Source organism: Planctomycetaceae bacterium, assembly GCA_039680605.1.
GTDB lineage: Bacteria > Planctomycetota > Phycisphaerae > SM23-33 > SM23-33 > JAJFUU01.
Genome location: JBDKTA010000008.1, coordinates 64,243 through 89,889 on the forward strand (window position 1 = coordinate 64,243; position 25,647 = coordinate 89,889).

Below are 25,647 nucleotides of genomic sequence, written 5' to 3' on the forward strand. Positions count from 1 at the left end.
GTCCTCAACTGAACAAAGGAGCTCGTCATGAGGAAATTGGCCACTTTCTTTGTCATCGCAGTGATGACGCTGGGGATGAGTACCGCCCAAGCCCAGACAGCGTATACCTGGGTTGGCTCGGATAACTCTTCGTGGATGACCGGCAGCAACTGGTCTCCGGAAGGCTACTCCGGCAGCTACAATGGCGGCGATACCTTTGCGATTTCCTCCGGCATCGCCAATGCCAACGGCAACACGTTCTACGACGCCCTGACGGTCAATGCCGGCGGCACGCTGGACATCACCGTCAATTGGGCGGCGCCGATGAACCTGACGTTGGCCGGCGGCACCGTGGCCAGCAGCCCCGGCGGCATGACGCAGCTGTACAACCACGGCTGGGGCGTGCTGAAGATCGACGACGTCGATCCGACTGCGGGCGTGACGGCCTCGACCGTCAACGTCGCCACGGGCACGGACTTCTACCTCAGCACGATTCTCAACATGGGCGCCGGCGGCAGCGGCAACCTGGTCAAGACCGGCGACGGCCTGCTGCGCCTCAATGGCGGCACGTTGGGCAATTGGACCGGCACCCTCACCATCGACGGCGGCAAGGTTCGGCTTGAAAACGCCAACGCCCTGGCCAAGGGCACGGTGGTCGTGGACGGCGATGAGTTCCTCATCGGCGCGGGCTTCAACAACGGCCAAGTGCTGGTACAGGCCGGCGGCGTCGCCGAAAACGACAACAACGGCGCCAAGATCGCCGCGCTGCACCTCCAGGGCGGCACGCTTAAGGGCTACAACAACTGGCAGATCGGCAACGGCGGCAGTAACGGGAGCAAGATCTACGTGGACAGCGCTTCGACGATCACCTCGGTGAACGCCGGGCAGGACTTCTACATCGGCGCCCAGCTTTACGGCACGGGCGACCTGCTGATCAGCGGCCCCGGGCGAGTCGGGCTCAATAACGACCGCGCCGGCGTCTATTACAGCGGCACGATCACCATCGACAGCGGCAGCACGCTGCGGATGTGGAATCAGTACGGTCTGTCCGGCGGCACGGTCAACGTGACCGGTTCGGGCGGGCTGTTCCAGATCGGCGAGGGTTTTGCCAACGGCCAGGTGAACGTCCAGACCGGCGGCGTGGCCTACACGGATGGAAATAACAACTACGTGAGCAACCTGCACCTGCAGGGCGGCGATCTGCAGGGCGACGGCTGGCGGGGCGTCGGCAACGGCGGCAACAACGGCAGCAAGATCTTTGTCGACAACGCCTCGACGATTTCCTCGATGAACGCCGACCAGGACTTCTACGTCAACGCCCAGCTCAACGGCTCGGGCGACCTGGTCATGAGCGGCCCCGGGCGTGTCGTCCTGAGCAACGACAAATCCGGCACGGCTTACAGCGGCACGATCACCATCGACAGCGGCACTACGCTGCGGATGGGCAACCAGTACGCTCTGTCCGGCGGCACGGTTAATGTGACCGGCTCGGGCGGGCTGTTTCAGATCGGCCAAGGCATCAACGGCGGGCAGGTGAACGTCCAGACGGGCGGCATCGCGTACAACGACGACAACAATACGTACGTGGGCAACCTCCACCTGCAGGGCGGCACGCTGCAGGGCGACGGCTGGCGCGGCGTGGGCAACGGCGGCAACAGCGGCAGCAAGATCTATGTGGACAGCGATTCGACGATTTCGTCCATGAACGCCGACCAGGACTTCTACATCAACGCCCGGCTTAACGGGACCGGAGACCTGCTCGCAAGCGGACCGGGGCGCGTCGTCCTGAACAACGACAAGTCCGGCACGGCCTATAGCGGCACGATCACCATCGACAGCGGGACGACGCTGCGGATGGGCAATCAGTATGCTCTGTCCGGCGGCACGATCAACGTGACCGGCTCGGGCGGGCTGTTCCAGATCGGCCAGGGCATCAATGGCGGTCAGGTGAACGTCCAGACCGGCGGCGTGGCGTACAACGACGACAACAATACCTACGTCGGGAATCTCCACCTGCAGGGCGGCACACTGCAGGGCGATGGAAACCGCAGCGTCGGCAACGGCGGCAACAGCGGCAGCAAGATTTACATCGACAGCGCCTCGACGATTTCCTCGGTCACGGCCGGGCAGGAGTTCTACATCAACGCACGGCTGTACGGGACGGAAAATCTGTTGATCAGTGGTCCGGGACTGACGCAGCTTAATAATGACAAGATCGGAACGGCCTATACCGGGACGATCACGATTGACAGCGGCAGCACCCTGCGGATGAGCAATCCCAACGGTCTGTCCGGCGGCACGGTCAGTGTCACCGGCACGGGCGGGCTGTTCCGACTCGGCGAAGGCTTCGCCAGCGGCCGCGTGAATGTCCTCACCGGCGGCGTGGCTGAAAGCGACGGCCACTACAAGCAGCTCGCCAACCTGCACCTCGATGGCGGTACGCTCAAGGGCACCAACGGCCAGTATGTCGGGCAGGGCACGGGCAACAGCGTTATCACCGTCGACAGCTCCTCGAACATAGAGATGACCAACGCCGACGAGAATATGTACCTGTACGCCAAGCTGCTGGGCAGCGGGACGCTGAACAAGGTCGGCGACGGCAACTTGTGGCTGATGAACGCCAGCACCAGCTTCACCGGCGACTGGTCGGTCAACACCGGTAATCTGTACCTCAACGCGGCCGACTCGACGGGCAACGGTGGCGGCATGTTGAGCATCGCCTCCGGCGCCGGGGTCGTCTACCAGGACGGCGGCGTGACCAATGTGAACGTCTCGCAGTTCACCCTGGGCGGATACCTCTTCACCAAGGACAACGCCTATAACGCCAACGACTGGTATGACATCACTCAGACCTACCAGGCGGATGATGGCACATCGGTCGATTTCGCCAGCTACTTCACCGGTTCAGCCGGCGAGAAGATCACGATCTACTCCGTTCCGCCCTCGACGCTGTACACCTGGGTCGGCGGCGACAGTGACTGGCAGACCACCACGCAGTGGCAGGACAGCGAAAGCAACAATCCCTCGAACTTTACCAGCGGCAACGAGTTCGACCTGGCCGGCGGCACGGCCACCACGGGCAACGGCAATACGTTCGCCGACCGCCTGAACGTCAAGGACACCGGCACGCTGTCGGTTAACTCCGACCGCACGGCCAGTAACATCCATCTGGACGGCGGCGTGATCGAAGGCGTGTCCAACGACGCCCGCATCCGTGGGAGGATTACCGTCGACAGCGCCTCGACCATCAGCAACAACGCCGGCGCCGGCACCAACTTCTATGTGAACTCGCAGTTGGCCGGCACGGGCAATCTGCTGATCAGCGGCGACGGAACCGTGCGGCTTGAGAACGGCACCGCCGACGAGACGTACAGCGGCACGATCACCATCGCCAGCGGCACGACGCTGCGAATGCAGAACCAGTACGGTCTGTCGGGCGGTACGGTGAACGTCAATGGCGACGGCGGGCTGTTCCAGATCGGCGAAGGCTTCGCCATCGGCCGCGTGAACGTCAACAGCGGCGCGGTCGCCGAAGTGACCAATTGGTGGAACCCGGTCGTCAACCTGCACCTGGCCGGCGGTACGCTGCGCAAGGAAGTGAACGTCGGCGATCTCGGCGTTGGCAACGGCAGCAGCAGCAGCGCCATCTATATCGATAGCGCCTCCACGATTTCCAGCGACAACGGCCAGACGCTGTACATCAATGCCCCGCTGTACGGGACGGGCGCGCTGGCCATCGCCGGCGACGGCCGCGTGTATCTCCAGGGTGATCTGTCCGACGACACTTACAGCGGCACGATCACGATTGGCAGCGCCGCCACGCTGCGGATGAACAATCAGTACGGTCTGTCGGGCGGCACGCTGAATATCGTCGCCGGCAGCGGCACGTTCCTGACCGGCGAAGGCTTCAACAGCGGCCGCGTGAATGTCCAGACCGGCGGCGTCGCGACGGTGGATGGATGGAACAATCCGATCTCGAATCTCCACCTTGCCGGCGGTACGCTGACCAAGAATGTCGGCAGCGGCGACCGGTATATCGGCAACGGCAGTTCGAGCAATATCTACATGGATAGCGCCTCGACGATTTCCAGCGACAACGGCGAGATCCTGTACGTCGCCGCCGTGCTCAACGGCACGGGTAATCTCGCGATTGCCGGCAACGGCCGCGTGCACCTCCAAGGCGACGCCTCGGACAGCACGTACAGCGGCACGATCACCGTCGGCAGCGCCGCGACGCTGCGGATGGGCAATCAGTACGGTCTGTCGGGCGGAACCGTGAACCTTAACGGCAGCAGCGGCACCTTCCTGACCGGCGAAGGCATCAACAGCGGCCGGGTGAATGTCCAGACCGGCGGCGTCGCGACGGTGGACGGCTGGAACAATCCGCTGTCGAATCTGCACCTTCAGGGAGGTACGCTCCGAAAGGATATCGGCAACGGCGACCGCTGGATCGGCAACGGCAGCTCGAGCAACATCACCGTGGACAGCGCCTCGACGATTTCCAGCGACAGCGGCCAGAGGTTGTACATCGGCGCCCTGCTGAAGGGCACGGGCAACCTGGCGATCGCCGGAGACGGCGTTGTTCAACTGCAGGGCGATTCGCCGGACGCCAACTACAGCGGCACGATCACGATCGCCGGCACCGCCACGCTGCGGATGGGCAACTCGTACGGCTTGGGCAACGGTACGGTGAATCTCACCGCCGCCAGCGGCGCCTTTGAGATCGGCTCGGGCTTCCGCACCGGACGCGTCAATGTGTATGCCGGCGGGCTGGCCAAGAACACCGACGGCCAGGCGCCTGTCTACAACATGCACCTCAACGGCGGTACGGTGGAAAACGTCAATGGCGGCAGTTACTGGTTTGGCGAGAACAACGACAACAACAACCTGTACATCGAAAGCGCCGGCGGCACGATCAAGCAGGACACCGGTGCAGGCGACTGGATGTACATGGGCGTTGTGCTCAACGGCAGCGGCAACCTGGCCAAGACCGGCGTGGGCGCTCTGTACTTCGACCGCAACAGTTCCGAGACCTACAGCGGCAACTGGGATATCCAGGGCGGCAAGCTGTACGTCAGGAACACCAGCGGCGACCGCAATGCCGCCGGTTCCCTCGGTTCCGGTGCGCAGGTCAATATCGCCACCGGCGCAGTCCTGGAGTTCGAGGATATCGGCGAGAACTCCTGGACGATGAACAAGATGGTCACCGGCACGGGCACGGTGAAGATGGGATGGTATGACACCCTGACGATTGCCCGCAATCTGGCCAATACTGCCGGCGGCATCAACCCCGGCAACAGCGCGGGAATCACGACGGTCGATCTGTACTGCGATAGCAGCGACGCCCAGTACGGCGCCCTGAACTTCGCCAAGAATGACCTGGGCCAGAATGCCCAGTGGTACATGGAGGTCCTGGGCGTCGACGGCGTGGCTGGCGAGGATTACGACCAGATCGTCCTGACCCACAGCGGGTCAAGCTATGCGAAGCTGACGGGTCTGTCGAACGTTGATCTGTACGTCGACGTGTCGGCCCTGGGCGTCGGTCTCGACCCCGGCGTCGTGACGATTTTCACCGGCGCCACCAATGACATCAGTTCGATGTCCTTCGCCAACGTGTACTGGATCGGCGGCACGGGCAGCGTTAACTATAATTTCATCGACGGACTGGGCACCATCACTCTGACTGACGTGGTGGTGGATGTCCCCGAGCCGGCGACCATGGCTCTGCTGGTCCTGGGCGCAGTGGCCGTGGTGATTCGCCGCCGCCGTCGGGCATAAGGGCAAGTTCCGGTTAAACGAGAACGGGCGGCCGTAGCGGACAATCCGCTGCGGCCGCCCGCTTTTTTGCGGATGTCACAGGCACCCAGCAGAGACTCTATTGGATACTCCCGCCGCCGGTGCTAGAATCTGACCCTTCATGAACGAGCGGCATGTACAAGGCCTGGAGTCGGTGCTCCCGCAGATGCGCGGGTGCGTGTTGACCATCGGCAACTTCGACGGCGTACACGTGGGACATCGCCATATCATCGCCCGCGCGCGGGCGCTGGCCGATGGCGAGGGCGTGCCCGTCGTGGCTATGACCTTCGACCCGCCCCCGGACCTGGTCATGCGCCCGCAGGACGCGCCGCTGCGCCTGACGCTGCCCCAGCGCCGCGCCGAACTGCTGCTCGAAGCCGGCGCCGATTATGTCGTCACGGCCCGCACCGACAAGGCCCTGCTGAGTCTGACAGCCGAGCAGTTCGTCGCGCGGGTCGTCATGGACCGCTTTGAGCCGCGGCACGTGGTTGAGGGTGGCAACTTCTTCTTCGGCGCCAAGCGCGCCGGCAACATCGAATTACTCCGCCGCCGCGGGGCGGCCCTGGGCTTTTTCGTTCACGTGATCGACCCGGTCCTGATCGAACTGGGCGGGCAGACCGTCCAGGTCTCCAGCACGCTCATCCGCACGCTGGTAGCCGCCGGGCGCGTGGAAGACGCCGCCCGCTGCCTGGGCGGTCTCTATACGCTGCAGGGGCCGGTCGTAATGGGGCGGCGCGTCGGGCGAAGCCTGGGCTTTCCCACGTGCAATATCGACACCGGACCGCTGGTCGTGCCCGCCGAAGGCGTCTATGCCGGATGGGCCTGCATTGGCTCTCAGCGAACTGCGGCCGCAATCAGCGTCGGCGCCAAGCCTACCTTTGACGGGCAGGAGATTGTCGTTGAAGCCTTCCTGCTGGATTGGCAGGAAAGCGTCTATGATAAGATGATGTCCCTGGGCCTGCTGGAACGCCTGCGCGACCAGCAAAAGTTTTCCGGCCCCGAGGCCCTCAAGGCCCAGATATCCAAGGACGTGCAGCGTGTGCGAGAAATCTGCAACCGATCCCTTTAGCCTGCTCTGCCGACGCCTTTCGGCAGCCGCTTCGGTGCTCATCACCACGCACGCGCGGTCCGACGGCGATGCCCTGGGCTCGATGGCCGCCCTGGCCGGCGCCGCCCGCGCCGCGGGCAAGACCGTCGCCTGCGTCCTGCCCGACGCCCTGCCCGAGCGGTACACCTTCCTGTTTCCTGATGCGAAAGTACACGCCGGCGACCAGTTCGCCGCCCTGGCCGACGCTGCCGACCTCGTCGTGATTGTCGACACCTGCGCCGCCAGCCAGCTTGAAGGCATCGTCGACGCCATTGTCGCCCGGCGCGACAAAGTCGTCGTCATCGATCATCATCGCACCATCGACGACCTGGGCAGCGTCCAATGGGTGGATCCATCCGCGGCCGCGGCGGGCATTCTCGTCATGCAGATCATCCAGCACCTGCACTGGCAGATCCCTGCCGCCGTCGCCGAGGCGCTGATGGTGGCCATCACCACCGACACCGGATGGCTGCACTTTGCCAACACTGACGCCACGGCCTTGCGGGCGGTCGCCCAGTGCGTGGCCGCCGGGGTGCGTCCCGACGTGCTGTATAAGAAGCTCTACCAGACCGACCGCCCCGAGCGGCTCAAGCTGATCGCCCGGGTGCTGGCAAGCCTGGAACTGCATTGCCAGGGAGCCTTGGCGGCGATGACGATCCGCAAGAGCGACTTTCTGGCCACCGGCGCCACGTACGAAGAGACCGAGAACCTCGTCAATGAAGCCCTGCGAATTGCGTCGGTCGAGACGGCCATCATCCTCGTCGAGAACGGAACGCTGGTGCGGATAAGCCTTCGCAGCCGCGACGCCGTCGACGTGGCGGAAATCGCCCGCCAGTACGGCGGCGGCGGTCACCGCCGTGCGGCCGGCGTGCGCCTCGCCGGAGATGTCGACGAACTGAAAACCCAGTTTGTGAATCGATGCGCGGAGGCGCTCAAAGAAGCCGGCGTGAAGTAGCACGGGCATCTTGCCCGTGAGTCTCACGGGCGTCCCGCCCGTGATTCCCGATTGCATGGCCGAGACGGCCGTGCTACTCATGGGCGAGACGCCCATGCTACGGATCTGAGCCTCTGCGGTAAGTTTTTTCAGAACCCGGCTTGACAGGGCTCCGGAGATGCACTAGAAAGAGCACATCTGCAGGTGTTCGTCGACGACGGACCCAAGGGAAGGCCGTGAAAATCGGCCGCGGACGCGCCGCTGTAACCGGTGACGACCGCTGCACAGGCCACTGGATCGTTGTGTTAACGATCTGGGAAGGCGCAGCGGGAGGAAGATCCGGAAGCCAGAAGACCTGCCTGCCGATAACCTGGTGCACCACCGCGAGTGTGTGGGTGCCGGTAACAATCCGCCTTCCAGCGCATTGTCCCGGAACTTGCTCCCGCGAGTGTCCGGGATTTTTCTTTGCCGCTCGCGACGAGGCGGAAAACGGGCCCGTTTCCCTCTTCGCGCCGGCACTTCAAGAACTCCCCCAGGTTTCTGTTCCCCGAGACGGTCCGCGTGCGGGCTGTCGGTTCCGTCTGTGCCCGAGGGCACAAAAGGAGTTGTGAGATGTTCGGACGCAATGTGTTGACGGTAGTTGCAGTGTGCGGAGTGCTGGTCTTGGCCGCGTCGGCCCAGGCGGCGGTGTTTGACGGCGTTCAGGTCGAGGCGTGGACCGGAAGCGGCGCTAATGAGGCGGTGGTCGTAATCGATTTCGGCGTGGGCAAGAACTTTGCCTTTAGCTATCGCTGGGATGCAACCGCCACCGGTTGGGATGCGCTGGCGGCCATCGATGCCTCGGGCGCCATTGATGTGAATGCAACTTGGTACGATGCCTTCCAGGCACATCTGGTCAACGACATTTCCCGCACCGGCGTGACCAAGGATGACGGATATAGCTGGGGATACTACACCAGTTCTGACGGTAGCAGTTGGAGCGAGTATTCCATGGGCTGCGACGCTCGCCCGCTCAGTAATGGTGCGTGGGACGGCTGGTCCTGGGGCTGGATCGATTTTGAGACATGGGCCCATCAGCGCTCGCCGGTCACTCCGGCCGTCGTGGTGCCTGAGCCGATCACGCTGGGACTGTTGTTGGTCGGCGGTGCAGCCCTGCTGCGCCGGCGGCATGCATAGTTTAGTTAGATAACCTCCCAACAGACCGGACCCGGGCCCTTGCCATGGGGCCCGGGTTCGGTACCGTTGGCTTAAGTGGCGTGAAATGATCCAAGCGATAGACAAGACGATGCGAATCGGCCGCCAGGGCGGCTTTACGCTGATGGAACTGCTGGTGGTGATTGCCATCATCAGCGTGCTGACGGCGATGCTGGTGCCCACCATCAGCGGCGCGCTGAGTTCCGCCCGAGCGGTGCAGTGCCAGACCAACCTGCGGTATATCGGGTCGTCGATCAATAACTACCGCCGCGATCATGGCGACCAGTTTCCGCCATATCGCGCGCAATATAACGTGGCGTACGAGGGCACACCGGCGTTCACCTGGATCTACAGTTGGGGTGCGGCCACCAACCCGGTCAACCAGAAGGCCAGTTGGATGTATCCCTACTGGGACTTCCACTGCCTGCTGTGCCCGTCGATGAACTGGAAAGACGTGGTGCCCCAGGCGGGCATTATCGAACCGACCACGTCATACGGGTACAATGCCTTCTTCCTCGACAGCAAGTTCATGACACGCGTCGGGGCGCCGACGATCGAGGTTCCCCGCAAGACCGGCGCCGACATCACGCACCCCTCGCAGTTGATCGTCTACGCCGACTCGGCGCTGTATTGGGCTCCGGCCGGCGTCCCGATCTTCCAGAACAGCACGTACCTCGAGCCGCCCGTGCCCGCGGGCACCGTCACGCCGACCAATCACTTCCGCCATAGCGCCCAGTGCGGCGTCTTGTTTGCCTCAGGCAGCACCGGATTGCTGCCGCCGGGCCAGGGAATGCTGCTCAACGCGCAGCGAAACCTGGGATTCGTCAGCACCGCCAATGCCCCATACTACAGCAACTAAGACATTGCGGATTGTGGATTACGGATTGCGGATTGCGGCGACGGCGTCCTTCCGCACCTTGACCGGTGCGACATTGTTCTGCTGCTGCGGACTCTTTGCTGCCCTCTGCGGCTGCTCGGGCGATTACCCGCGCAAGGAACTGAAGGACGATTCGCCCCGCGCCGCGCAGGTCAAGGACATGATCACCCAACTCCGGACGGCCGCAACGAATGAACTCGATGCCGTCATCGCCGCCCAGGTGGTTCCGGCAGGACCCAACGACGGCGGGCGGCGCGAGATGGCCGTCTACACCCTCAAGCAGATCGCCAATGCCCCGGATGTGCAGATCGTGATGCTCGACCAGTACGGCAGCGACGTGGTCCGCGCGACTCTTCGTCTGACTGAAAGTCACCAGCCGCGAACGCTCTGCATGCTGCTGGTCAGCGACGGGCAAGGCAAACTCCTCTGGGCAGGCCCGGGCTGAGAGACATCGGACGGGAAACATTAGCGGTCGAGCTTGCTCGACGTGTTTGCAGCTAATCCAGTTCCAGGTGTAAATCTTCCAGTAGCGAATCGATCCTTGCGACCTCCCCATCCGTGAGCTTCAATGCCGCCGCCGCGGCGTTTTCTTTCGCCTGTGCAGGATCGCGCGCCCCGACCAGAGCGGCGGTGATTCCCGGCTGGGCGATTGTCCAGGCGATTACCAGTTGCGATAGCGTCGCGCGGTGCGACTCGGCGATGGGGCGGATTTGATCCAGAAAGTCGTTGATCCGTTGGCGGTTGGCCCGGCGAAAGAACGCGTTGCCCGAGCGGTGGTCGCCTTTGCCGAACACGTAGTCGTCGGTGATCTTGCCCGTCAGCAGCCCGCGCTGCAGCGGGCTGTACACCAGCAGGCCGATCCCATGCCGGCGGCAGTAGGGCAGCACGTCTTTTTCGATGCCGCGGTTGACCATGCTATAGGGCGGTTGGTCCGACGCGATGGGCGCGACCTTGCGGGAGGCCTCGATGTCGACGACGCTGAAATTGCTCAGCCCGGCGAAGCGGATCTTGCCCTGGCGGATCAGTTGGTCGATAGCCGCCATCGTCTCTTCGACCGGCGTCGATTCGTCGCGCCAGTGGCACTGGTAGAGGTCGATATAATCCGTCCCCAGCCGCCGCAGGCTCTGTTCGCACTCCCAGATGACGCTCTCGGCCGCGGCATACTTCTTGACCGTCAGCGGCCGACCCTCGTTGTCCACCGTCTGCCAGCGGTCGATGCCTTTGTCGATATCCCACCGCAGACCGTACTTGGTCAGGATCTGCACGTCGCTGCGCTTGACGCCGGACAACGCCTTGGCGATGAACTCTTCGCTGCGTCCAAAACCGTACACCGCCGCGGTGTCAAACGTGGTGACGCCTTCTTCCATCGCCGCCCGCACCGCCGCCAGCGCGTCGCTTTCATCCTGTCCGCCCCACATCCACCCGCCGATAGCCCAGGCCCCAAAGCAGACAGCCGTCACTTCCAGATCGGTATTTCCAACGCGACGATGTTCCATGCTCTTCAGTAATCGGTAATCAAGTAATCAGTAACCATCGCCCTGATTACTGATCACTGATTACCGTTTTGAACGGTAGGGGTGGGATTCGAACCCACGGTGCCTTTCGGCACACCGGTTTTCAAGACCGGCTCCTTCGGCCACTCGGACACCCTACCCGATGCAGCCTGCACAGGGGAGTTTCGGCTATTTTCCCTATAGAATCCAGTGTTTTCGTATTCATTGCATGCCTGTGCATTGGATCCGGGAGAAGACCCCAAGTTCGCCCCAAGCCCGACCTTCCGTCCCAAGATTCCGCCCCTGTGCATATCAAGCGCCAACTCGTTCAAGTTTGGCAGAGCGGCTACTGGGTCTGTTTCCTGCCTATGAAACGCGGGATCCTCTCAAGAATGCCCCCTCCATAAGTGTCATCGCCAGCGGCATCTGCCAGGTGGATGTAGCCGATATGGCAACTGCAGGTTGCCTTGGTGCAGGGGGCGCTCCTGAGGCGGTCTTCGAACGCGTCATTATAGATGTTGCCCAGCGGTTCGGCAATGAAATGGCATCGACGAAATGTGCCGGTGTGGTCGACGGCGATTAGACTCGACCCGCAACGGCACAGGCGGCCGAGGCTGACGTGCGGCCGCACATTCATTGGCAGCAGCGGGTCGACCGCCGTCAGCGCAGCCAGTTCCTGTGGTTGATAGTAGTCGCCGTGCTTGTACGCGTTGAGCCACAGATATATCCCAGCGGGCAACGCCTGCCGCATCATCCGGATTTCGTCAAAATGCTCCCGCACCGCGACCATTCCGACGCTGAATGCTACGCCGGCGTCTGACAACTCAGCGCACTGGAGCAGGAAGGGGCGGCGGCTGGTTTGACTTGGATGATACGTGCACCAGAGGCCGACGCGCTCGACACGGCACTGCCCAACCCAGGTCAGATTGCAGGAAAGGTTCGTCTGAACGGCCACGCGCCGCACGTGGTTCATGTGGCTGAGGCGCGCGATGGCCTGCTGATACCACGGGCGCCACAGCGCCTCGCCCCAGGGCGTGAAGAACACCGACAATCGCCCGCCAGCGTAACGCTGCGCCCAGTCGACAAACCGCTCCACGCCCAGCCGATCGTCATGCAAGACCTTCGGCGTTGACGACGTTTTGGCCTGCGGGCAGTACCAGCAGGAGTAGTTGCAGTCGGCAAGGCAGCCGCGATACAGAATGGTCAGGTCTGTTGCCATTGAAACTCGTCCATCAGCCGGCGCACGGCGGCCGAATAGAGCCAGGGCCCGATCGCGTCGGAAAGCTCAATGCCGCGTTCGCTGAGATGGATGGCATCGTCAGAGAACAGGGCAAGTCCCCGCGACTGCAGTTGAGCCAGTTGCGGAAGATCGTCCACAGCGTCGGAGCCGAATCGGGTCTGATAATGCCCTCGGTCAAGCCCACGGCACTGTAGCAGCGACTGCAGAACGAACCGCCTCCGCTGGTCCTCGTCGTCGAGCCATATGCCGTGGGCTGCCCAGGCAAAGGCGCGATCCTCGGTGGCGATATAGCGATCCAGAATCTCTTCGATTCCACTGCGGCTGACAGCGTAGCGGCCGGAGTAGTGCAGTTGACGCGTGTACGATCGCGGGCCGCAACCCAGCCCCACCATGCCGTCGTCCTGGCAGCAGTACGCCGGTCCGTCGTCGCCGTCGGCAACGCGCGGCAACTGGAACATCCTGGCCGAGATCTGGCGATAGCCGGCATCGAGCAGCATCGCCCTGGCGACGCGGTAGGCCTGCAGCCGCAGGTCTGGGCTGATGCTCCGCCCGGCCAGAGCTGTCTGCGGCCGAACATAAAGAGGGTAAACGTACAGTTCCTCAGGCTTGTACTTCAGGGCCTCGTGCAGGCACTGGCACCAATCCTGCATGTCCTGCTGGGGCCCGCCGTAGATCAGGTCGATGTTGAGCGTCTCGAAACCGCAGCCCCGCACGGCCTCCAGAGCCTCGTGCATCTGCCGCCGGGACTGCACCCGCCCCAGCGCTCGCGCCTGGGCCTCGTCGAATGCCTGAATGCCCACGCTCACGCGGCGCAGCCCCGCTTGTCGCAGCAGACGCAACTTGTCAAGGTCAACCGTCCGGGGCGAGATTTCCACCGAACCGCCGACGCCGGGCACGTCAGCGCCCATGACGTCTGCCACCGCCAGCAGCGCCTCCAGTTGTCGGCAGTCCAGGATGGTTGGGGTGCCGCCGCCAACAGCCAGCCGTGCGAACGAGCAAGCCCCCAGCGCCGAGCGCACGACGCGCGCCTGGCGCGCCAGGGTGGCCAGGTAGTCGTCGATCATTCCCGGCGGCGGAGAGCAGAGGGAGAAGAGATTGCAGAATCCGCACCGGGCCGGGCAGAAGGGCACATGCAGATACAGAAACAAAGCATCGCGCCCCTGCTGAGCCCACAGCGAATCCAGGGGCACTGCCGGCGTCAGCGGGCGATGCGCCGTCTTGTGCGGATAGGAGTACACATATCCGCCAAACGGCGCCGCCTCGAAAGCATCCAGGATGTCATCTCCCGGCACGGCTGGCTCCTTGCGTGCGGGGAAGAACGAATTCCGTGTATGGCACGGTCCAGACCGCCGGATGGCACAGGCGGTGGCCGTAATACCCATCTTCGCCATAGGCCGTGCCGTGGTCGCTGCAGATGATCCCCAATAGCGGCGCGCGCCGCTGCATCGCCTCGACCAGTACGCCGACATGACGGTCGACGTACTCCAGGGCTGCTGCCTGTGTCTGGAGGCTGTCTTCGATGGCGCCTTTGGCGAAAATGCAATTGGGCTGATGCAGCGCCGAGACGTTGACGAAGAGAAACAACCGCTGGCCGGCGGGCAGCCGCTGCAGCACATCCAGTGCGATGGCGACTTGGTTTTGTGTGGATTGAGCGTTGGTCACGCCCAGTTCCTGCGACCAATAGCTCTCGGCGAACAGGCCCGGCAGGACGCTGCCCAAGGGGTTGAGCTTGTTGAAGAACCCAACTCCGCCAATGCAGACAGTGTGATATCCCCGCCCGGCCAGGCCTGTCACGATGTCCGGCGCCTCCAGGACGCAGGTGCGGGGCGAGGTCGTCTGGCTGCCGGCAAATGCCAGGGCGAACAGCCTCTCGTGCGTGCCGGGCTCGGCGGGGGTCGGCAGGAAGCCTGCGAAGAATGCCTGGTGCGCCGCGTACGTGAAGTTGCCCGGCGAGTGCCGCTGCTGCCACTGTCCCTGCGGCAGCAGGCGCGCGAGGTTTGGCGTGCGGCCATCTTCCAGGCAGCGGCACGCCACGTCGTAGCGCAGCGTGTCGAGCGTCATCAGCAGGATGTCGTGCGTGCCTATCAACGCATTGGCGTCAATCATGGAGGCATCCCGTCATCGCGAGCATGGCCGCCAACTCGACGGCATAAGTATCCTGACCGTTCCAGGTCACGCTGTCCAGCAGGTCGCCAAAAGCATTGACCTCCAGCACCATGTGGCGGCGGAAGTGGCACAGTACGGCTACGTCGATTCCAACGTGCAGCGTGCGAGGGAACATCGCCGCCGTGCGGCGGCAGGTATCCATGAGGCTTCGCCAAGCCGGCTCAGACATCCGAGACCGAATGGCCGAGGTATCGCGGCGCGCGTTGCGAAGGTGCAGGTTCGTCAGCGGCGTCTTGCTCAGCCGCATCACCGCGTGGCGTGGCTGGCCGGCGATGACGACGATTCTCAGATCACACGCGCAGCCGTCGATGCCGGCCTTAGGCACCCACGCTTCGCAATGCGCGCCGTGCCGGCAGAGGGTATCGACGAGGCGGGCTACCTCGCTTTCATTGCGGTACCGCCGGATTCGCCGGTTGTTGTAAAGTTCCACACCCTCCGATCCTGCTACCATCTCGCACGTGGTCCAAGCCTCCAGGCCTCGTACAGTCGGTTGCAGGGCGGCCACGCCCGAGGCGCCCGATCCGTGTCGCAACTTAACGAAGACCCTCGGCCGTGCCAACTGGCGCATCCGGTCGCGAAGTTGCTGGAAGTTTTCGACCGCTCCAATCGGCGGCGGGACAGGCAGCCCTGCCCGCGACAACACGGCGTGGCAGAGCGACTTGTCGAACATGACGGCGACGTCGTGTGGATGGTTGGTCAGGACAACATCGCTGCGCTCAGCCAAGGCGCTGCCGACACGATCCAGGACCGCGGTAAAACCGAGATACCACTGCCGGGGCAGGAGGATCTTGCCTTTCTGGGGCTCCAGGCGGGCCAGGGTGGCGCGGCTGAGAACAGGCGCGCCCTCGGCCTCGGCGGCGTCGGCGCCTACTGTCAACAGGGAGCGGTAGGTTTCAAAGTCTCGCCCGGGCGAATCGATTCGCACGATGCATCCGCGCGGGATCTCGCGCTCCCAGGCCACCTCGCCTGCCGCGACCCGGCGATAGTCGATCACGGTCGCGGCGGGCAGCTTCCGCTCGGCCAGAGCCTGCTGAAACAGTGCCACGCGGCGGTCATGGCTGTCGGCCACCACGGCAAACGGCGGCGCGTCCGCCGGAGCACGGTTCTCATTCAGCGACAGCGACGTATCGCTCATCCCCGTCCCCTTGCCCGTCGTCGGCCCGGATTTGGATGCCGATGTCCTTGAGCGCACGCAGGCCGTCCTTGGAGAGGTAGTGATGGCTGACGTCCAGAAGCTTGAGGTTGCCCACGGCGGGAGACTTCGCCAACGCTGCGGCGCCGGCGTCGCCCAACGTTCCCAGCGACAGGTCCAGCACGCTGATTCGCTCCAGCAGTGGCGACTGTGCGACGGCCGCTGCCACCTCATCGGCCACCTCGCTGTCGCGCAGTCCCAAGTATTGCAGTTTCGGGAACAGCCGTCCTGAGAGAACCGGCGCCAGGTCATCCATTGAACTTCCCCAGCCATAGCCGCTGTCGCCCAGCCAGAGCTCCAGATGCTCCAACTGTGGAAGATCGGACGAGGCCAATTCGGTCAAGATGTTGGGCGGCAGTCCGCCCGTTTCGATCACCAGCGACCGCAGGGTCGCGTGACGTGCCGGCCCCAGCGAAAGATCGATCCCGCCGCGCAGGCGCAGAACCTCCAGCCGCGGATACGCCTGCAGCACCGGCGAGACATCAGATTGGTGGATCCAGGAAATCTCGCTTTCCTCGTATGTGATCTCCCCCACAAACAGCGCCCGCATGGCGCCCAGTCGCTTGGAGGCCTTGACCAGGTGGTCGATCACCTCTTTGCTGGCGTCGCCCTCGCCAGCGTGGCCCCAGTCTCCGATAATCAGTGCGGTAACCTGGTCGGCGCCTCGCTTCATCAGGAAGGAATCGAAAACACCTTCGAAAGTCATGCCGTCATCGACCTGCTGCCAGTCCAGGGCGATTCGCCACGCGAAGGACGCCCCGACGCTGGCGTCTTCCTGATCGTTGAAATTGCGCACAGGCAGGTCGGCAAAGAATTCCTCGTGATCGTGGATTGTCATGATGGTGCCCCAGAATAATGTTGTTTAACACGCATGAACGTCTTGCGCGGCCAGCGGGAGGGATTATGCACACTCTTGGAACTGTTTTCAAGTTCTGATATGGTACTGCTCACGAACCCTGGGGCATTGCTGTTTGAGGCCGTCAAATGAGTTTGCAGACATTTCTCGAAGAGTTGCTCGATAGCGGCGACATTGTCCTGGCCGCGCCCGATCAGCCCTCCGCCGAGGATATCGCACAGTGCCGGAGCGTCTTCCTCCAGATGGACCGCCTGGCGCGGCTGGACTTGCCCGCCCAGCCGCCCCAGCTCGATGCCGAAGCGCTGGCCTGGAGCGCTGTCATCCTGTACTGCGGCTGCCAGGCGTTGACGTTCAGAGATATTCCCGCCCAGGCCGTCACTCAGACCCTGTCGCAGCCATGCCCCAAACCTGCCTCGCCGTCGGCGGCGTACTCAGTCGATCTGGCGCTGCGGCACCTGCCGCAACTGATCGCGCTGGCTCGCGGACTGGCCGGCGACGACCCGCTCGTGTACGCCCTGATGGACCTGGCGCAGCAGTGGCCGCTGTCATCGGTGGGCGTGGCGGGCGTGGGAGCGGTCGATATCGGGCCCTTCGTCAATGACCCGTCGCTGCGCCAACTGTACGCCGACCGGATCCTCCGCTGCAGCGACCTGCCTCGTGCCCAGGACCCGCGCGTGGGCGCCATCGTCCGAGCCGGCCTGGGAATTTATGACGAGCTCTGTCCGGCCGTCGCGGCCGCAATCAAAGAAGGAAACCCAACGTGAGTGAGAATCCAATAACCGCTCAGCAGACGCCAGACGAAGAACCCGGCCTTGCCATCGGCCGGCGGCTGGTCGATGAAGTCCTGACGCCGCTGAAGCGCACGTACGTGGGCAAGGACGAAGTCATCGACCTGCTGGGGGTGTGCCTGGCCGGCGGAGAAAACCTGTTCATCCTGGGGCCTCCCGGCACGGCCAAGAGCGCCATCGTGCAGGACCTGAGCCGGCGCCTGGAGGGCGTGGCTTTCGACTACCTGCTGACGCGATTCACCGAGCCTAATGAATTGTTCGGGCCCTTTGACATCCGCCGCCTGCGCGAGGGCGAACTGGTCACCAATACCCAGGGCATGCTGCCCGAGGCCAGCCTGGTGTTCCTGGACGAATTGCTCAACGCCAACAGCGCGATCCTCAACAGCCTGCTGATGGTGCTCAACGAAAAAGTATTCCGCCGCGGCAAGGAGACGATCCCGCTGCCGCTGCTGATGGTCGTCGGGGCCAGCAACCGCCTGCCCGAAGACGACGCCCTGCGCGCGTTGTTCGACCGCTTCCTCATGCGGGTGCACTGCGACAACGTGAGCGACGACCGGTTGGGCGACGTGCTCGACGCCGGTTGGAAGATCGACGGCGGGCTGATCGAACGCGGCACGACGCTGATGATGGACGACATCCGCCGCCTGCAGGGGCGCCTCCACCAGGTCGACATCCAGTGCGTCCGCCTGCCGTACCTGGAACTGATCCGCCGCCTTCGCCACGCGGGCATCGATATCTCCGACCGCCGCGCGATCAAGTTCCAGCGTCTTGTGGCCGCCAGTTCGCTGCTGTGCGGGCGGCTGCAGGCAGCCGTGTCGGACTTCTGGATCCTGCAATACATCTGGGACCGCCAGGAACAGCAGGAGGTGCTCCAGGCCATCGTGCAGGAGGCGCTGTCGAAAGATGTCGAGATGCAGAAGCGGCATCCGCGGGCCCAGGCGCAGAGCGCCCCCGATCCAGAGGCGATGGCGCGCGACCTGGAGTGGTTGGGCAAAGCCATCGGCGAGGCAAAAGACGCCACTGCCCGCTCGCCGCTGCGCGACCGGCTGGCCGTGCTGGCGGGGCGCTGCCAATGGGTCAGCGATGCCAATCAGCGCGGCTTCCTGCAGCAGCAGGTCGACCAACTCTGGAAACACTTCGAGGGGCGCAGCGACGCATGAAGTGGGCCGCCGTCATCTCGTCGGATGATGCGCACCTGCTGGGCAGCCTGCGCCTGCGCGGCGGCATTGAGGTCTGCGTCCAGGATCAGCGGATCTGGCTGAAAGGGGAGGTCCTCGACGACGCGACGGACTTGGCGCTGCGCAAGCTCTCCGGGGCCCTGCGTTACACCCTTACCGCCGATGGGCAACTGCGTCCCGCAGGCGCCCGCGTCCCGACGGGCATGCTGCCCGCGGAGGGTTGGGTGATCCTGCAGCAGTTCCTCCGCCCCGCGGCGCCGCTGGCGGCCCTGGCGGGGCAACTGCCTGCCCCTGCGGCTCTGCGGCTGGTGCGAACGTCGCAACCGCGCCCGGCAAACGCGATGCTGGTGGACCTGGAGGCCTGGGCGGCCTATGCGGCCGGCGCGGCCGAAATCCGCCTGCGGGATCTATCATTCGCCGTCTCGCGCGATTCGCAGGTAATTGTGCGCGGCTGGCCCCTGCCGCCGATCCGCGGGATGCTGCTGGCTGAAGAAGCGGGGGTGGCCCTGCCCTGCGGATACCAGTGGCAGCCGGTGATCGACGCCGAGTCGGTTCGCGCCGTCTTCAAAGCCGGCCCGCAGGACCTGGTTATCCTCTGGCCCGACGGCACCAGCGCGCTGCTGGATCAGCAGTGTTTCGTGGCCGCCTCGCGAAGCGCCGCGCGCCTGACGGCGCAGGAGATGGCCGATGGCTAAGCGGTTCAGGGAAATGCCGCTAGGCTACCTGGCCCCCGGCCCCAACGCTTTCTGGCGGTGGGAGGAACGTGCGCAGGTGGCCTCCTGGGTCGGCGGGGGGACCATCGCCTTCGCCAGCGAAATCAAGGCGATCGTCACAGCCCTGGCGGACACCGGTCTGCCGCCCATCGAGGCGATCCTGCTGCTGGTGGCTGCCTGCCGCCCGGCGTGGAAGGATCTTGATCGCGGCATGCTGATGGGGGCGGCGCGGTATCACGAGTCCAAAGCTATCGTGCGCGTCCTGAAGGAAGTCCAGGCCTCGGGCGCCGAAAGCTCGAACCAACTGCTCGACCGCATGCGCCAGGCCCAGCACCCGCTGCAGGTGTTCATGCAGGCGGTGCTGGAGGGCCTGGACCGCATCCACGAACTGCCGCAGGAATATCGCTCGAAGCTCGACAGCAAGGTCAGCCTGGCAAAAATTGTATTCGAATCCGTCCCGCCCGCAGTGCCGCCGGCTCAAGCCAAGGCCGTCGCAGGCTTGCTTAAGGCCGGCTTCGATCCGGACCTGCTAATGGAGAATGGCACCGCAGACGAGCGCCCTGACGGAGCCGCGGCCACTCGATTCGCCGATGGCCTGGCGGCCCTGTTCCAGGGACTTGCGGTGATGCCGCTGACTCGCGATCGCGTGGGCCTGCGCCTGCGGACGGGCCTGGATGAACTGCCACAGCCGGCGCCGGTCGAGACCCCGCCTGCCCAAAACGTGCGGGAACTGCTGGAGCAATTGGCTCAGGACAGCGAACTGTCCGGACTGTCCCGTCTGGCACACGATCTGATGGCGGTCGTGTGCCTGCCCCGCCGCGTGAGCGACCACGAGGAACTGCCGGTGGGGGGCTTCTCCGACATCGCCAACCGCGGCAGCCTGGACCGTCTTCTGCCCGGCGAACTGGCCCACGATGACCTGACCCTTGCCGTGCGCGTCGCCCTCAACGAAGCGATGTACTTCCGCCGCGAGACGCCTCCCCGAAATCCCACCGCCCGCCGGCGGCTGCTCATCGACACCGGCATCCGCCTCTGGGGCGTCCCGCGAGTCTTCGCCGCGGCCGTGGCGCTAGCGATGGCCGCGACCACCGAATCGCACACGAAGGTCGTGGCGTGGCGCACGAAGGAGCATGCCGCGGTCGAAACCGACCTGCTCACGCGCCAGGGACTGGTGGAACTTCTGGAGACGCTCAGCGTTTCGCCGCACCCGGGCTCGGCGCTGGCAGCGCTGCTGGCCCAGGCCGGCCCCCAAGGCGAAGCGCTCGATGATGTCTTGATCACCAGCGAAGACGTTCTGGCCGATCCGGAGTTTCAACTGCAACTGCACGCGCTGACTGACCGGACGCTTTATGTGGCGTCCGTCAATGCCGATGGGGAGTATCAGCTTCAGTCGTGGTCGCCGGCCGGGCATCGCATCCTGCGCCGGGCGCAGCTCAAGCTCGACGACATTCTGACCCCGCAGGCGGGGTCGCAGAAACGCCAGCCCCTGATCGACGAAAACCGAGACACCAACCTGCCGCTGCTGTTCTCAGTGCGCCCCATGCCGCTGCTGCTGTCCACGCCTGGGGAGGTACAGCTTTGGGCGCCCGCGGACAAGGGCATAGTAGCCGTCACTACTAACAGCCAACTGTTGCGTTGGCAAAGACGCGATCGAGGGGCTCTTCAATTGTCCGACTCGCTGCCAAATCACAATGTCCGCTGGTTGGGCGTCCACGGAGAGTCAGCCTACACAATCCTTGCCTCCAACGAGGGGCTTCTTCTGATTCAAGCCGATCTGGAGGGAATGGGTGTTAAGGAAACGCGTTTATCCGGCATCGCCCGTCTCGAAGGAGCATGCGTGATTGGCGATCATCTTTGCCTGATCAATCCTGGGATCATCGAGGTGCTATCACTGCCGGGAGGCAAGTCGATCCAGACCCTGCGCATTGCCACCGGTATGCGGTGGCAGCAGGGTCGCGTCTTCCGTTCTCTGGGGAAGTGGGCTGTCTTGTCGCAGCAGCCCTCTGGCTTCGCTCTGCAGGAATTGCCGATCCCGGCGCCACTGGCTGTGGACACATTGGCCGTATTTGAGCGGCATAGCCAAGAAGGACTTTGGGTTGTTCTGCCTACGGGTCAAATTCTCAAGCTGGAGGCAGACAAGGAATTCGCACCTAAACCAGGCCCGCGGCTGTATACGAGGCCCCTCATTTCCCCTGACGGCGAACTAGTCTATCTTACGCGCGAGGACAAACGGGAATATCTGCATTGGGTGGGGGGGACTTCCTGTTCCACAACCCTTGAACCCGGCTCGCCCCCCAAGAAAATTGGCTACGAATATCTCCGAGCTCCTTCCGGCGGCTTGCGTCGCAGTCTCGATAAGATACTGGCAGTCGGTATCGAAGAGGGCACGGGTAACTTGTGCCTTAAGTTGAAGAACGGTCTTCTCGGTGTGCGTGTCGGACCAGCGCCTCTCGGGTTGGCGCTCACGCTATCTTCAGGATCGATGAGGGAACCAAGAAAGTTCAGCCCGCAGCGAACCCGCTACGGATTTCAAGTGCGTGTCGCCGGTTTCAAGGATGGCAGCAGGGTCTGGATCGACAGCCGCGGACTGCTGCATCTGCGAAGCAGCAATCCTAAGCTGCCGGAGTTGTCGCTGGTGATGGTGAGTCAGGGCAACACGGGCGCATGGGCGTCGGATGGTTCCTGGTGCGGGCTTGAGTACTTCATCGGCGATCATGCTGCAGTCTCACCGCACGCGATCTGCACGTTTATGGAGCAATTCGCCAATACGGCAGCCGTCTCATGATTACAATGACGCTACATCTCGTGCATGCCGGCGACGCGGTGCGGGGGACGTGCGCGTATTTTCTGCCCGGCGGCGATGCTCAGCGGTGGCTTGACACCATTGCGTCTTGGGGCATGGCGATGAAGGACCTGCGCCTCTATGTGCTGGCGAATTCTGTCAGCGACCGCACGCCCATCGGCGCCTTGGCGGCCGGGCCGGGCATACCGCCGGACATGGATTCCCCCGCGGCCGTCGCGTACGGCTGTGTCGGCGGCAAGCTCTACGTGCCGGTAGATGCCGTGATCCATCCGCAAGTATCTGACGTGGAGATTGTCTCGCTTCTGCCGGGGCACTTGTACGTGTTGCATCCGTCGGCGCCGCTGGCGGGTTTCCAGAGCGACGACGCCGTCGCCGCGCATCAGTTGGTGGCTCCGCCGTGCGTCGACTCGCGTCCGTGGGACCGCGCCGTGCCGGGCCTGGCCGCGCCGAGGCTGCGCAGCGTGACGGGGCCGCAACTCGATGAACTCGGCGATATCATCGAGGCGGGGCGGGAGGATATCTCCAGCGATTCCCCCGGCCAGATCGCCCAACTGCCCGACGATCCCGCCCGAGGGATCTTGGGACGGGCGGCGGCCAGGGCCGCCTCGGCAGGGCTGGGGGCGATTGCGGCGGGTCTGGCGGCCCTGCGCCGAGGCGCCAGGGCCAGCGGCGGCCAGGCTGCAGCCGCCGGCGCCGGCGGCCGCCCCGGAGGCGATGGCCCAGGCTGGTTGGACAAAATGGCCCAATGGGCGGCGCAGAAAGCCTCAACCGCAAGCCAGCGCCTCATGGCGGCGCGGTTTAAGGAACTCGCGAGGCTGATGCGGCTGATGGAATCTGACCCCGACGCGGGCCTGAGATATGCCTTGCCTCTGGCGGGGTCGACCGCCCATCGCGGCGTGGCGCGGCCGGGATCACGCCTGGGGCCTCGCTCGACGGACTTCAACCTCAGCCGGCTTGGCGGCGGCGAAGCGGCCGACTTCTGGGACATGCCTTACGAATACCAGGCCCAGCTCATGCGGCAGTACCGCCAGGCCGCCGACCGCGAGATCGCCCTGGGCCGCTTCCGCCGCGCAGCCTATATCTACGCTGTTCTCCTCGGCGACCACCACAGCGCCGCCAATGTGCTCAAGCAGGGCAGGCACTTCCGCGAAGCCGCCGCCGTCTTCAGGGATCATCTCAAGAATCCTCTCGAGGCCGCCCGATGCCTCGAAAGCGGCGGACTGCTGCTGGAGGCCATCGCGATTTTTCAGGAGCACAAACACTTCGAGAAGGTGGGCGATCTCTACACGCTTCTCGACCGCCCGGAAGATGCCGGCGAGGCATTCCGCAAAGCCGTGAACCAGTTGCTGCACGAGGGCAACAGTCTCGCTGCCGCCGCCTTGCTCGAGACCAAGCTCAAGGCGCCTCAAGAAGCGCTGGACATTCTGGCCCAGGCCTGGCCGGCGACGAAGCAGGCGGGGGCTTGCCTGCAGGAGCGGGTCTCGCTGCTGGGGCGGCTGGGCCGACATGGCGACGCACAGTCGCTGGTGCGAACACTGCAATCGCAGACGCTGCCTCGCCACGCCGTCACGCTGGTCGAGTCGTTGGCCGCCGCCGCGCAAGGGTATCCCGATCATCCTACACGGCGCGTGATCGGCGACGCCGTTCGCGTGGTGGCCGGCATGACGCTCGACGGCGCCAGCCCGTCGGCGGCCGTCGCTATCGGCCGAACACTGGTGCGTCTGTGCCCGCACGACCGGCTGCTCAGCCGCGACGTCGACCGCTACTGCGGCGCCAAATCGAAGCTGCATAGCGCCCAGGCGGCGCCGGTTCGCCCCAGCGTGTCCGCGGGCAAGGCGGCATTGGTGCGAACGCTGCAGTTGCCGGTTGAAGAAGCCAAGGCGATCGAGTGGAGCGTTTTTGCCGCGGCCAACGGTTTTCTCTACGCCGCCGGCTACGACAGCCAGCACCTGCCGTGCATCCTGGCCCACGACTGGCAGGCCGGCCACAACATCCTGCGCCTGAGGCAGGTTTGTGCCAGTCACGAGCCATTGCTGCTGGCCGTCGACCCCAACAGCCCCAGCCACGTGGTTGTCGCCAGCCCGGGCGGGCGGCGCCTTCATGAGCGGCAAGCCGTTCTGCCCAGTGGGCGGCGGTTCCTGGGCGGGTATCCTGCATGGGCCCCTGAGAACGTTGTGGCGATAGCCTATGACAACGTGGGCCTTCGGGTGCTCTGCCGGGTCAATGAACAGCTTCAGTTGGACAGCTACTGCCGCGACGGGCGACTGCAGCACTCGCATTTTGTGGGCCTGGCGGCAGGCATGGCGGCGGCTGTGCCGATGTTCGTGCCCTGCAGCAACGGCGTGTGGTTCGCCATCGGCAACCAGCTCTACTGGGACAGTCAAAAGTTCCGCCGCCAAGGGGACCAACTGGAGACGCTCGAATTTGAAACACCGATCGTCAGCATGGCGGCCGCAGCGCCGTACTCGCCTGTCCGCATCGTCGTGACGCTGGAGGAAGGGGCGCGAGTCATCTTCACCGACGCCGACTGGCCGCAACAGGTGAAGTTCGGCGAAGGCATGCTCGACCCACTGGCGATCTTCACCAGCAGCGGCATGGTGGTAGTCGCCAGTCGCGGGCAGGGGGGCATTTATGACATTCGCAAGAGCGGCCTCAAGTACATCGGCGGCTTTGACGTGCCCGATGAACGCCCACTGGCCGTCCTCAACACCGGCAACGCCGGCGAGTTTGCCGTCGTGACCGAATCGTTCAAGGTGCGCATCTTTCAGCTGCCGTGATCTTGGGCGGCGGGGCGGGGAAAGTCCAGGTATTGCGGTGGGACGTGACCTGTCAGCCATACGCCATTGGTGGAAATGAAAAACGCGTGCCCATCGGCGTGCATGCGGCCGGCTTGCACCGCCAGCACGACCGGTTTGCCATATCGCTGCCCGACGCTGGCGGCTGTCCGCTCGTCGGCCGACAGATGCACGTGATGCCGCTGACCCTTGCGAAGCCCCTCGACGCGGATGGCTGAAAGGTTCCGCTCTGCCGTGCCGTGATAGAGCGTCTCCGGCGGGTCGGCTGGCGAATAGCCCAGTTCCACCTCGACGGAGTGCCCCTGGCTGGCGCGGATTCGCAGGCCGTCGGAGCTGAACTCGAACCGCTTCTTGTCGTTGGTCGCCACCACCTCGGCAAGTTGCTCCGGCGTGATCGCCCGGCCGGCTAGGCGGCAGCCTTCCAGCAGCGCGGCCACATCAACCCAGCCGGCGTGGTCGAGGGTCAACCCCGCCGCCTGCGGCTGATGCCTGAGCACCAGGCTGAGGAACTTGCTGATTCGTACTCGTTCTTTATCACTCAACATGATCTTTCCAT

General features: G+C 64.3%; 18 protein-coding genes, 1 tRNA gene and 1 riboswitch. Of the genes, 11 read left to right on the forward strand and 8 right to left on the reverse strand.

The window, feature by feature from the left end:
- Window positions 1-27: 27 nt before the first annotated feature.
- From ABFD92_02310 to ABFD92_02335, 6 genes are all read left to right on the forward strand, one after another.
- Window positions 28-5,757, forward strand: coding sequence for a PEP-CTERM sorting domain-containing protein (locus ABFD92_02310; GenBank protein ID MEN6503349.1), 5,730 nt, complete (start codon window positions 28-30; stop codon window positions 5,755-5,757).
- A gap of 139 nt (window positions 5,758-5,896) precedes the next feature.
- Window positions 5,897-6,844 carry a bifunctional riboflavin kinase/FAD synthetase gene (locus ABFD92_02315; protein MEN6503350.1) on the forward strand — a complete coding sequence of 316 codons (948 nt, stop codon included), beginning with the start codon at window positions 5,897-5,899 and terminating at the stop codon, window positions 6,842-6,844.
- A complete protein-coding gene (locus ABFD92_02320) occupies window positions 6,813-7,817 on the forward strand; it encodes a DHH family phosphoesterase (GenBank protein ID MEN6503351.1) in 1,005 nt (334 codons plus the stop codon). Before ABFD92_02315 ends, ABFD92_02320 begins: the two co-directional genes overlap by 32 nt.
- Window positions 7,818-7,981: 164 nt before the next feature.
- A riboswitch (cobalamin riboswitch) is annotated at window positions 7,982-8,174 on the forward strand.
- 234 nt (window positions 8,175-8,408) lie between these two features.
- A complete protein-coding gene (locus ABFD92_02325) occupies window positions 8,409-8,972 on the forward strand; it encodes a PEP-CTERM sorting domain-containing protein (protein ID MEN6503352.1) in 564 nt (187 codons plus the stop codon).
- 85 nt (window positions 8,973-9,057) lie between these two features.
- Window positions 9,058-9,849: a type II secretion system protein gene (locus tag ABFD92_02330; protein MEN6503353.1), complete on the forward strand. Its 792-nt coding sequence runs from the start codon at window positions 9,058-9,060 to the stop codon at window positions 9,847-9,849.
- A gap of 13 nt (window positions 9,850-9,862) precedes the next feature.
- Window positions 9,863-10,312 (forward strand): hypothetical protein, encoded by a 450-nt coding sequence (locus tag ABFD92_02335; protein MEN6503354.1) that lies wholly within the window; start codon window positions 9,863-9,865, stop codon window positions 10,310-10,312.
- A gap of 52 nt (window positions 10,313-10,364) precedes the next feature.
- On the opposite strand, the gene ABFD92_02340 is transcribed toward ABFD92_02335, so the two are convergent.
- From ABFD92_02340 to ABFD92_02370, 7 genes are all read right to left on the reverse strand, one after another.
- The gene (locus ABFD92_02340; GenBank protein ID MEN6503355.1) at window positions 10,365-11,363 is read right to left on the reverse strand and encodes an aldo/keto reductase; all 999 of its coding nucleotides are present in this window, start codon (window positions 11,361-11,363) and stop codon (window positions 10,365-10,367) included.
- A gap of 73 nt (window positions 11,364-11,436) precedes the next feature.
- Window positions 11,437-11,521: transfer RNA gene (locus ABFD92_02345), tRNA-Ser, on the reverse strand.
- A 185-nt stretch (window positions 11,522-11,706) separates the two neighbouring features.
- Entirely contained in the window at window positions 11,707-12,579 is an 873-nt protein-coding gene (locus ABFD92_02350) for an STM4011 family radical SAM protein (protein MEN6503356.1), read from the reverse strand.
- Window positions 12,564-13,892, reverse strand: coding sequence for an STM4012 family radical SAM protein (locus ABFD92_02355; protein MEN6503357.1), 1,329 nt, complete (start codon window positions 13,890-13,892; stop codon window positions 12,564-12,566). Before ABFD92_02355 ends, ABFD92_02350 begins: the two co-directional genes overlap by 16 nt.
- Window positions 13,879-14,706, reverse strand: a complete 828-nt coding sequence (locus ABFD92_02360) for an STM4013/SEN3800 family hydrolase (protein MEN6503358.1) — start codon at window positions 14,704-14,706, stop codon at window positions 13,879-13,881. Before ABFD92_02360 ends, ABFD92_02355 begins: the two co-directional genes overlap by 14 nt.
- Complete coding sequence (locus tag ABFD92_02365; GenBank protein ID MEN6503359.1) at window positions 14,699-15,901, reverse strand: STM4014 family protein; 1,203 nt, start codon at window positions 15,899-15,901, stop codon at window positions 14,699-14,701. Before ABFD92_02365 ends, ABFD92_02360 begins: the two co-directional genes overlap by 8 nt.
- Window positions 15,873-16,796, reverse strand: a complete 924-nt coding sequence (locus ABFD92_02370) for an STM4015 family protein (GenBank protein MEN6503360.1) — start codon at window positions 16,794-16,796, stop codon at window positions 15,873-15,875. The genes ABFD92_02365 and ABFD92_02370 overlap by 29 nt, the downstream gene beginning before the upstream one ends.
- A 146-nt stretch (window positions 16,797-16,942) precedes the next feature.
- Here ABFD92_02370 and ABFD92_02375 point away from each other — a divergent pair, with 146 nt between their 5' ends.
- Genes ABFD92_02375 through ABFD92_02395 form a run of 5 tightly spaced genes read left to right on the forward strand, consistent with a single transcriptional unit; the run spans window position 16,943 to window position 25,073 of the window.
- On the forward strand, window positions 16,943-17,578 hold the full coding sequence (locus tag ABFD92_02375) for a hypothetical protein (GenBank protein ID MEN6503361.1): 636 nt from the start codon (window positions 16,943-16,945) through the stop codon (window positions 17,576-17,578).
- Window positions 17,575-18,762, forward strand: a complete 1,188-nt coding sequence (locus tag ABFD92_02380; GenBank protein ID MEN6503362.1) for an AAA family ATPase — start codon at window positions 17,575-17,577, stop codon at window positions 18,760-18,762. The genes ABFD92_02375 and ABFD92_02380 overlap by 4 nt, the downstream gene beginning before the upstream one ends.
- Entirely contained in the window at window positions 18,759-19,475 is a 717-nt protein-coding gene (locus ABFD92_02385; GenBank protein ID MEN6503363.1) for a hypothetical protein, read from the forward strand. Before ABFD92_02380 ends, ABFD92_02385 begins: the two co-directional genes overlap by 4 nt.
- Complete coding sequence (locus ABFD92_02390; protein MEN6503364.1) at window positions 19,468-22,278, forward strand: hypothetical protein; 2,811 nt, start codon at window positions 19,468-19,470, stop codon at window positions 22,276-22,278. Before ABFD92_02385 ends, ABFD92_02390 begins: the two co-directional genes overlap by 8 nt.
- A gap of 5 nt (window positions 22,279-22,283) precedes the next feature.
- Complete coding sequence (locus ABFD92_02395; protein MEN6503365.1) at window positions 22,284-25,073, forward strand: hypothetical protein; 2,790 nt, start codon at window positions 22,284-22,286, stop codon at window positions 25,071-25,073.
- Here the strand turns inward: ABFD92_02395 and ABFD92_02400 are convergent.
- A complete protein-coding gene (locus ABFD92_02400; GenBank protein MEN6503366.1) occupies window positions 25,061-25,636 on the reverse strand; it encodes an RNA 2'-phosphotransferase in 576 nt (191 codons plus the stop codon). The genes ABFD92_02395 and ABFD92_02400 overlap by 13 nt on opposite strands.
- Window positions 25,637-25,647 lie beyond the last annotated feature (11 nt).

Bases quoted from the DNA above. Each gene is read 5' to 3' on its own strand.
- ABFD92_02310 (MEN6503349.1), top strand. From the start codon at position 28: ATGAGGAAATTGGCCACTTTCTTTGTCATCGCAGTGATGACGCTGGGG.
- ABFD92_02315 (MEN6503350.1), top strand. From the start codon at position 5,897: ATGAACGAGCGGCATGTACAAGGCCTGGAGTCGGTGCTCCCGCAGATG.
- ABFD92_02325 (MEN6503352.1), top strand. From the start codon at position 8,409: ATGTTCGGACGCAATGTGTTGACGGTAGTTGCAGTGTGCGGAGTGCTG.
- ABFD92_02330 (MEN6503353.1), top strand. From the start codon at position 9,058: ATGATCCAAGCGATAGACAAGACGATGCGAATCGGCCGCCAGGGCGGC.
- ABFD92_02340 (MEN6503355.1), bottom strand. From the start codon at position 11,363: ATGGAACATCGTCGCGTTGGAAATACCGATCTGGAAGTGACGGCTGTC.
- ABFD92_02350 (MEN6503356.1), bottom strand. From the start codon at position 12,579: ATGGCAACAGACCTGACCATTCTGTATCGCGGCTGCCTTGCCGACTGC.
- ABFD92_02360 (MEN6503358.1), bottom strand. From the start codon at position 14,706: ATGATTGACGCCAATGCGTTGATAGGCACGCACGACATCCTGCTGATG.
- ABFD92_02365 (MEN6503359.1), bottom strand. From the start codon at position 15,901: ATGAGCGATACGTCGCTGTCGCTGAATGAGAACCGTGCTCCGGCGGAC.
- ABFD92_02370 (MEN6503360.1), bottom strand. From the start codon at position 16,796: ATGACAATCCACGATCACGAGGAATTCTTTGCCGACCTGCCTGTGCGC.
- ABFD92_02375 (MEN6503361.1), top strand. From the start codon at position 16,943: ATGAGTTTGCAGACATTTCTCGAAGAGTTGCTCGATAGCGGCGACATT.
- ABFD92_02385 (MEN6503363.1), top strand. From the start codon at position 18,759: ATGAAGTGGGCCGCCGTCATCTCGTCGGATGATGCGCACCTGCTGGGC.
- ABFD92_02390 (MEN6503364.1), top strand. From the start codon at position 19,468: ATGGCTAAGCGGTTCAGGGAAATGCCGCTAGGCTACCTGGCCCCCGGC.
- ABFD92_02395 (MEN6503365.1), top strand. From the start codon at position 22,284: ATGACGCTACATCTCGTGCATGCCGGCGACGCGGTGCGGGGGACGTGC.
- ABFD92_02400 (MEN6503366.1), bottom strand. From the start codon at position 25,636: ATGTTGAGTGATAAAGAACGAGTACGAATCAGCAAGTTCCTCAGCCTG.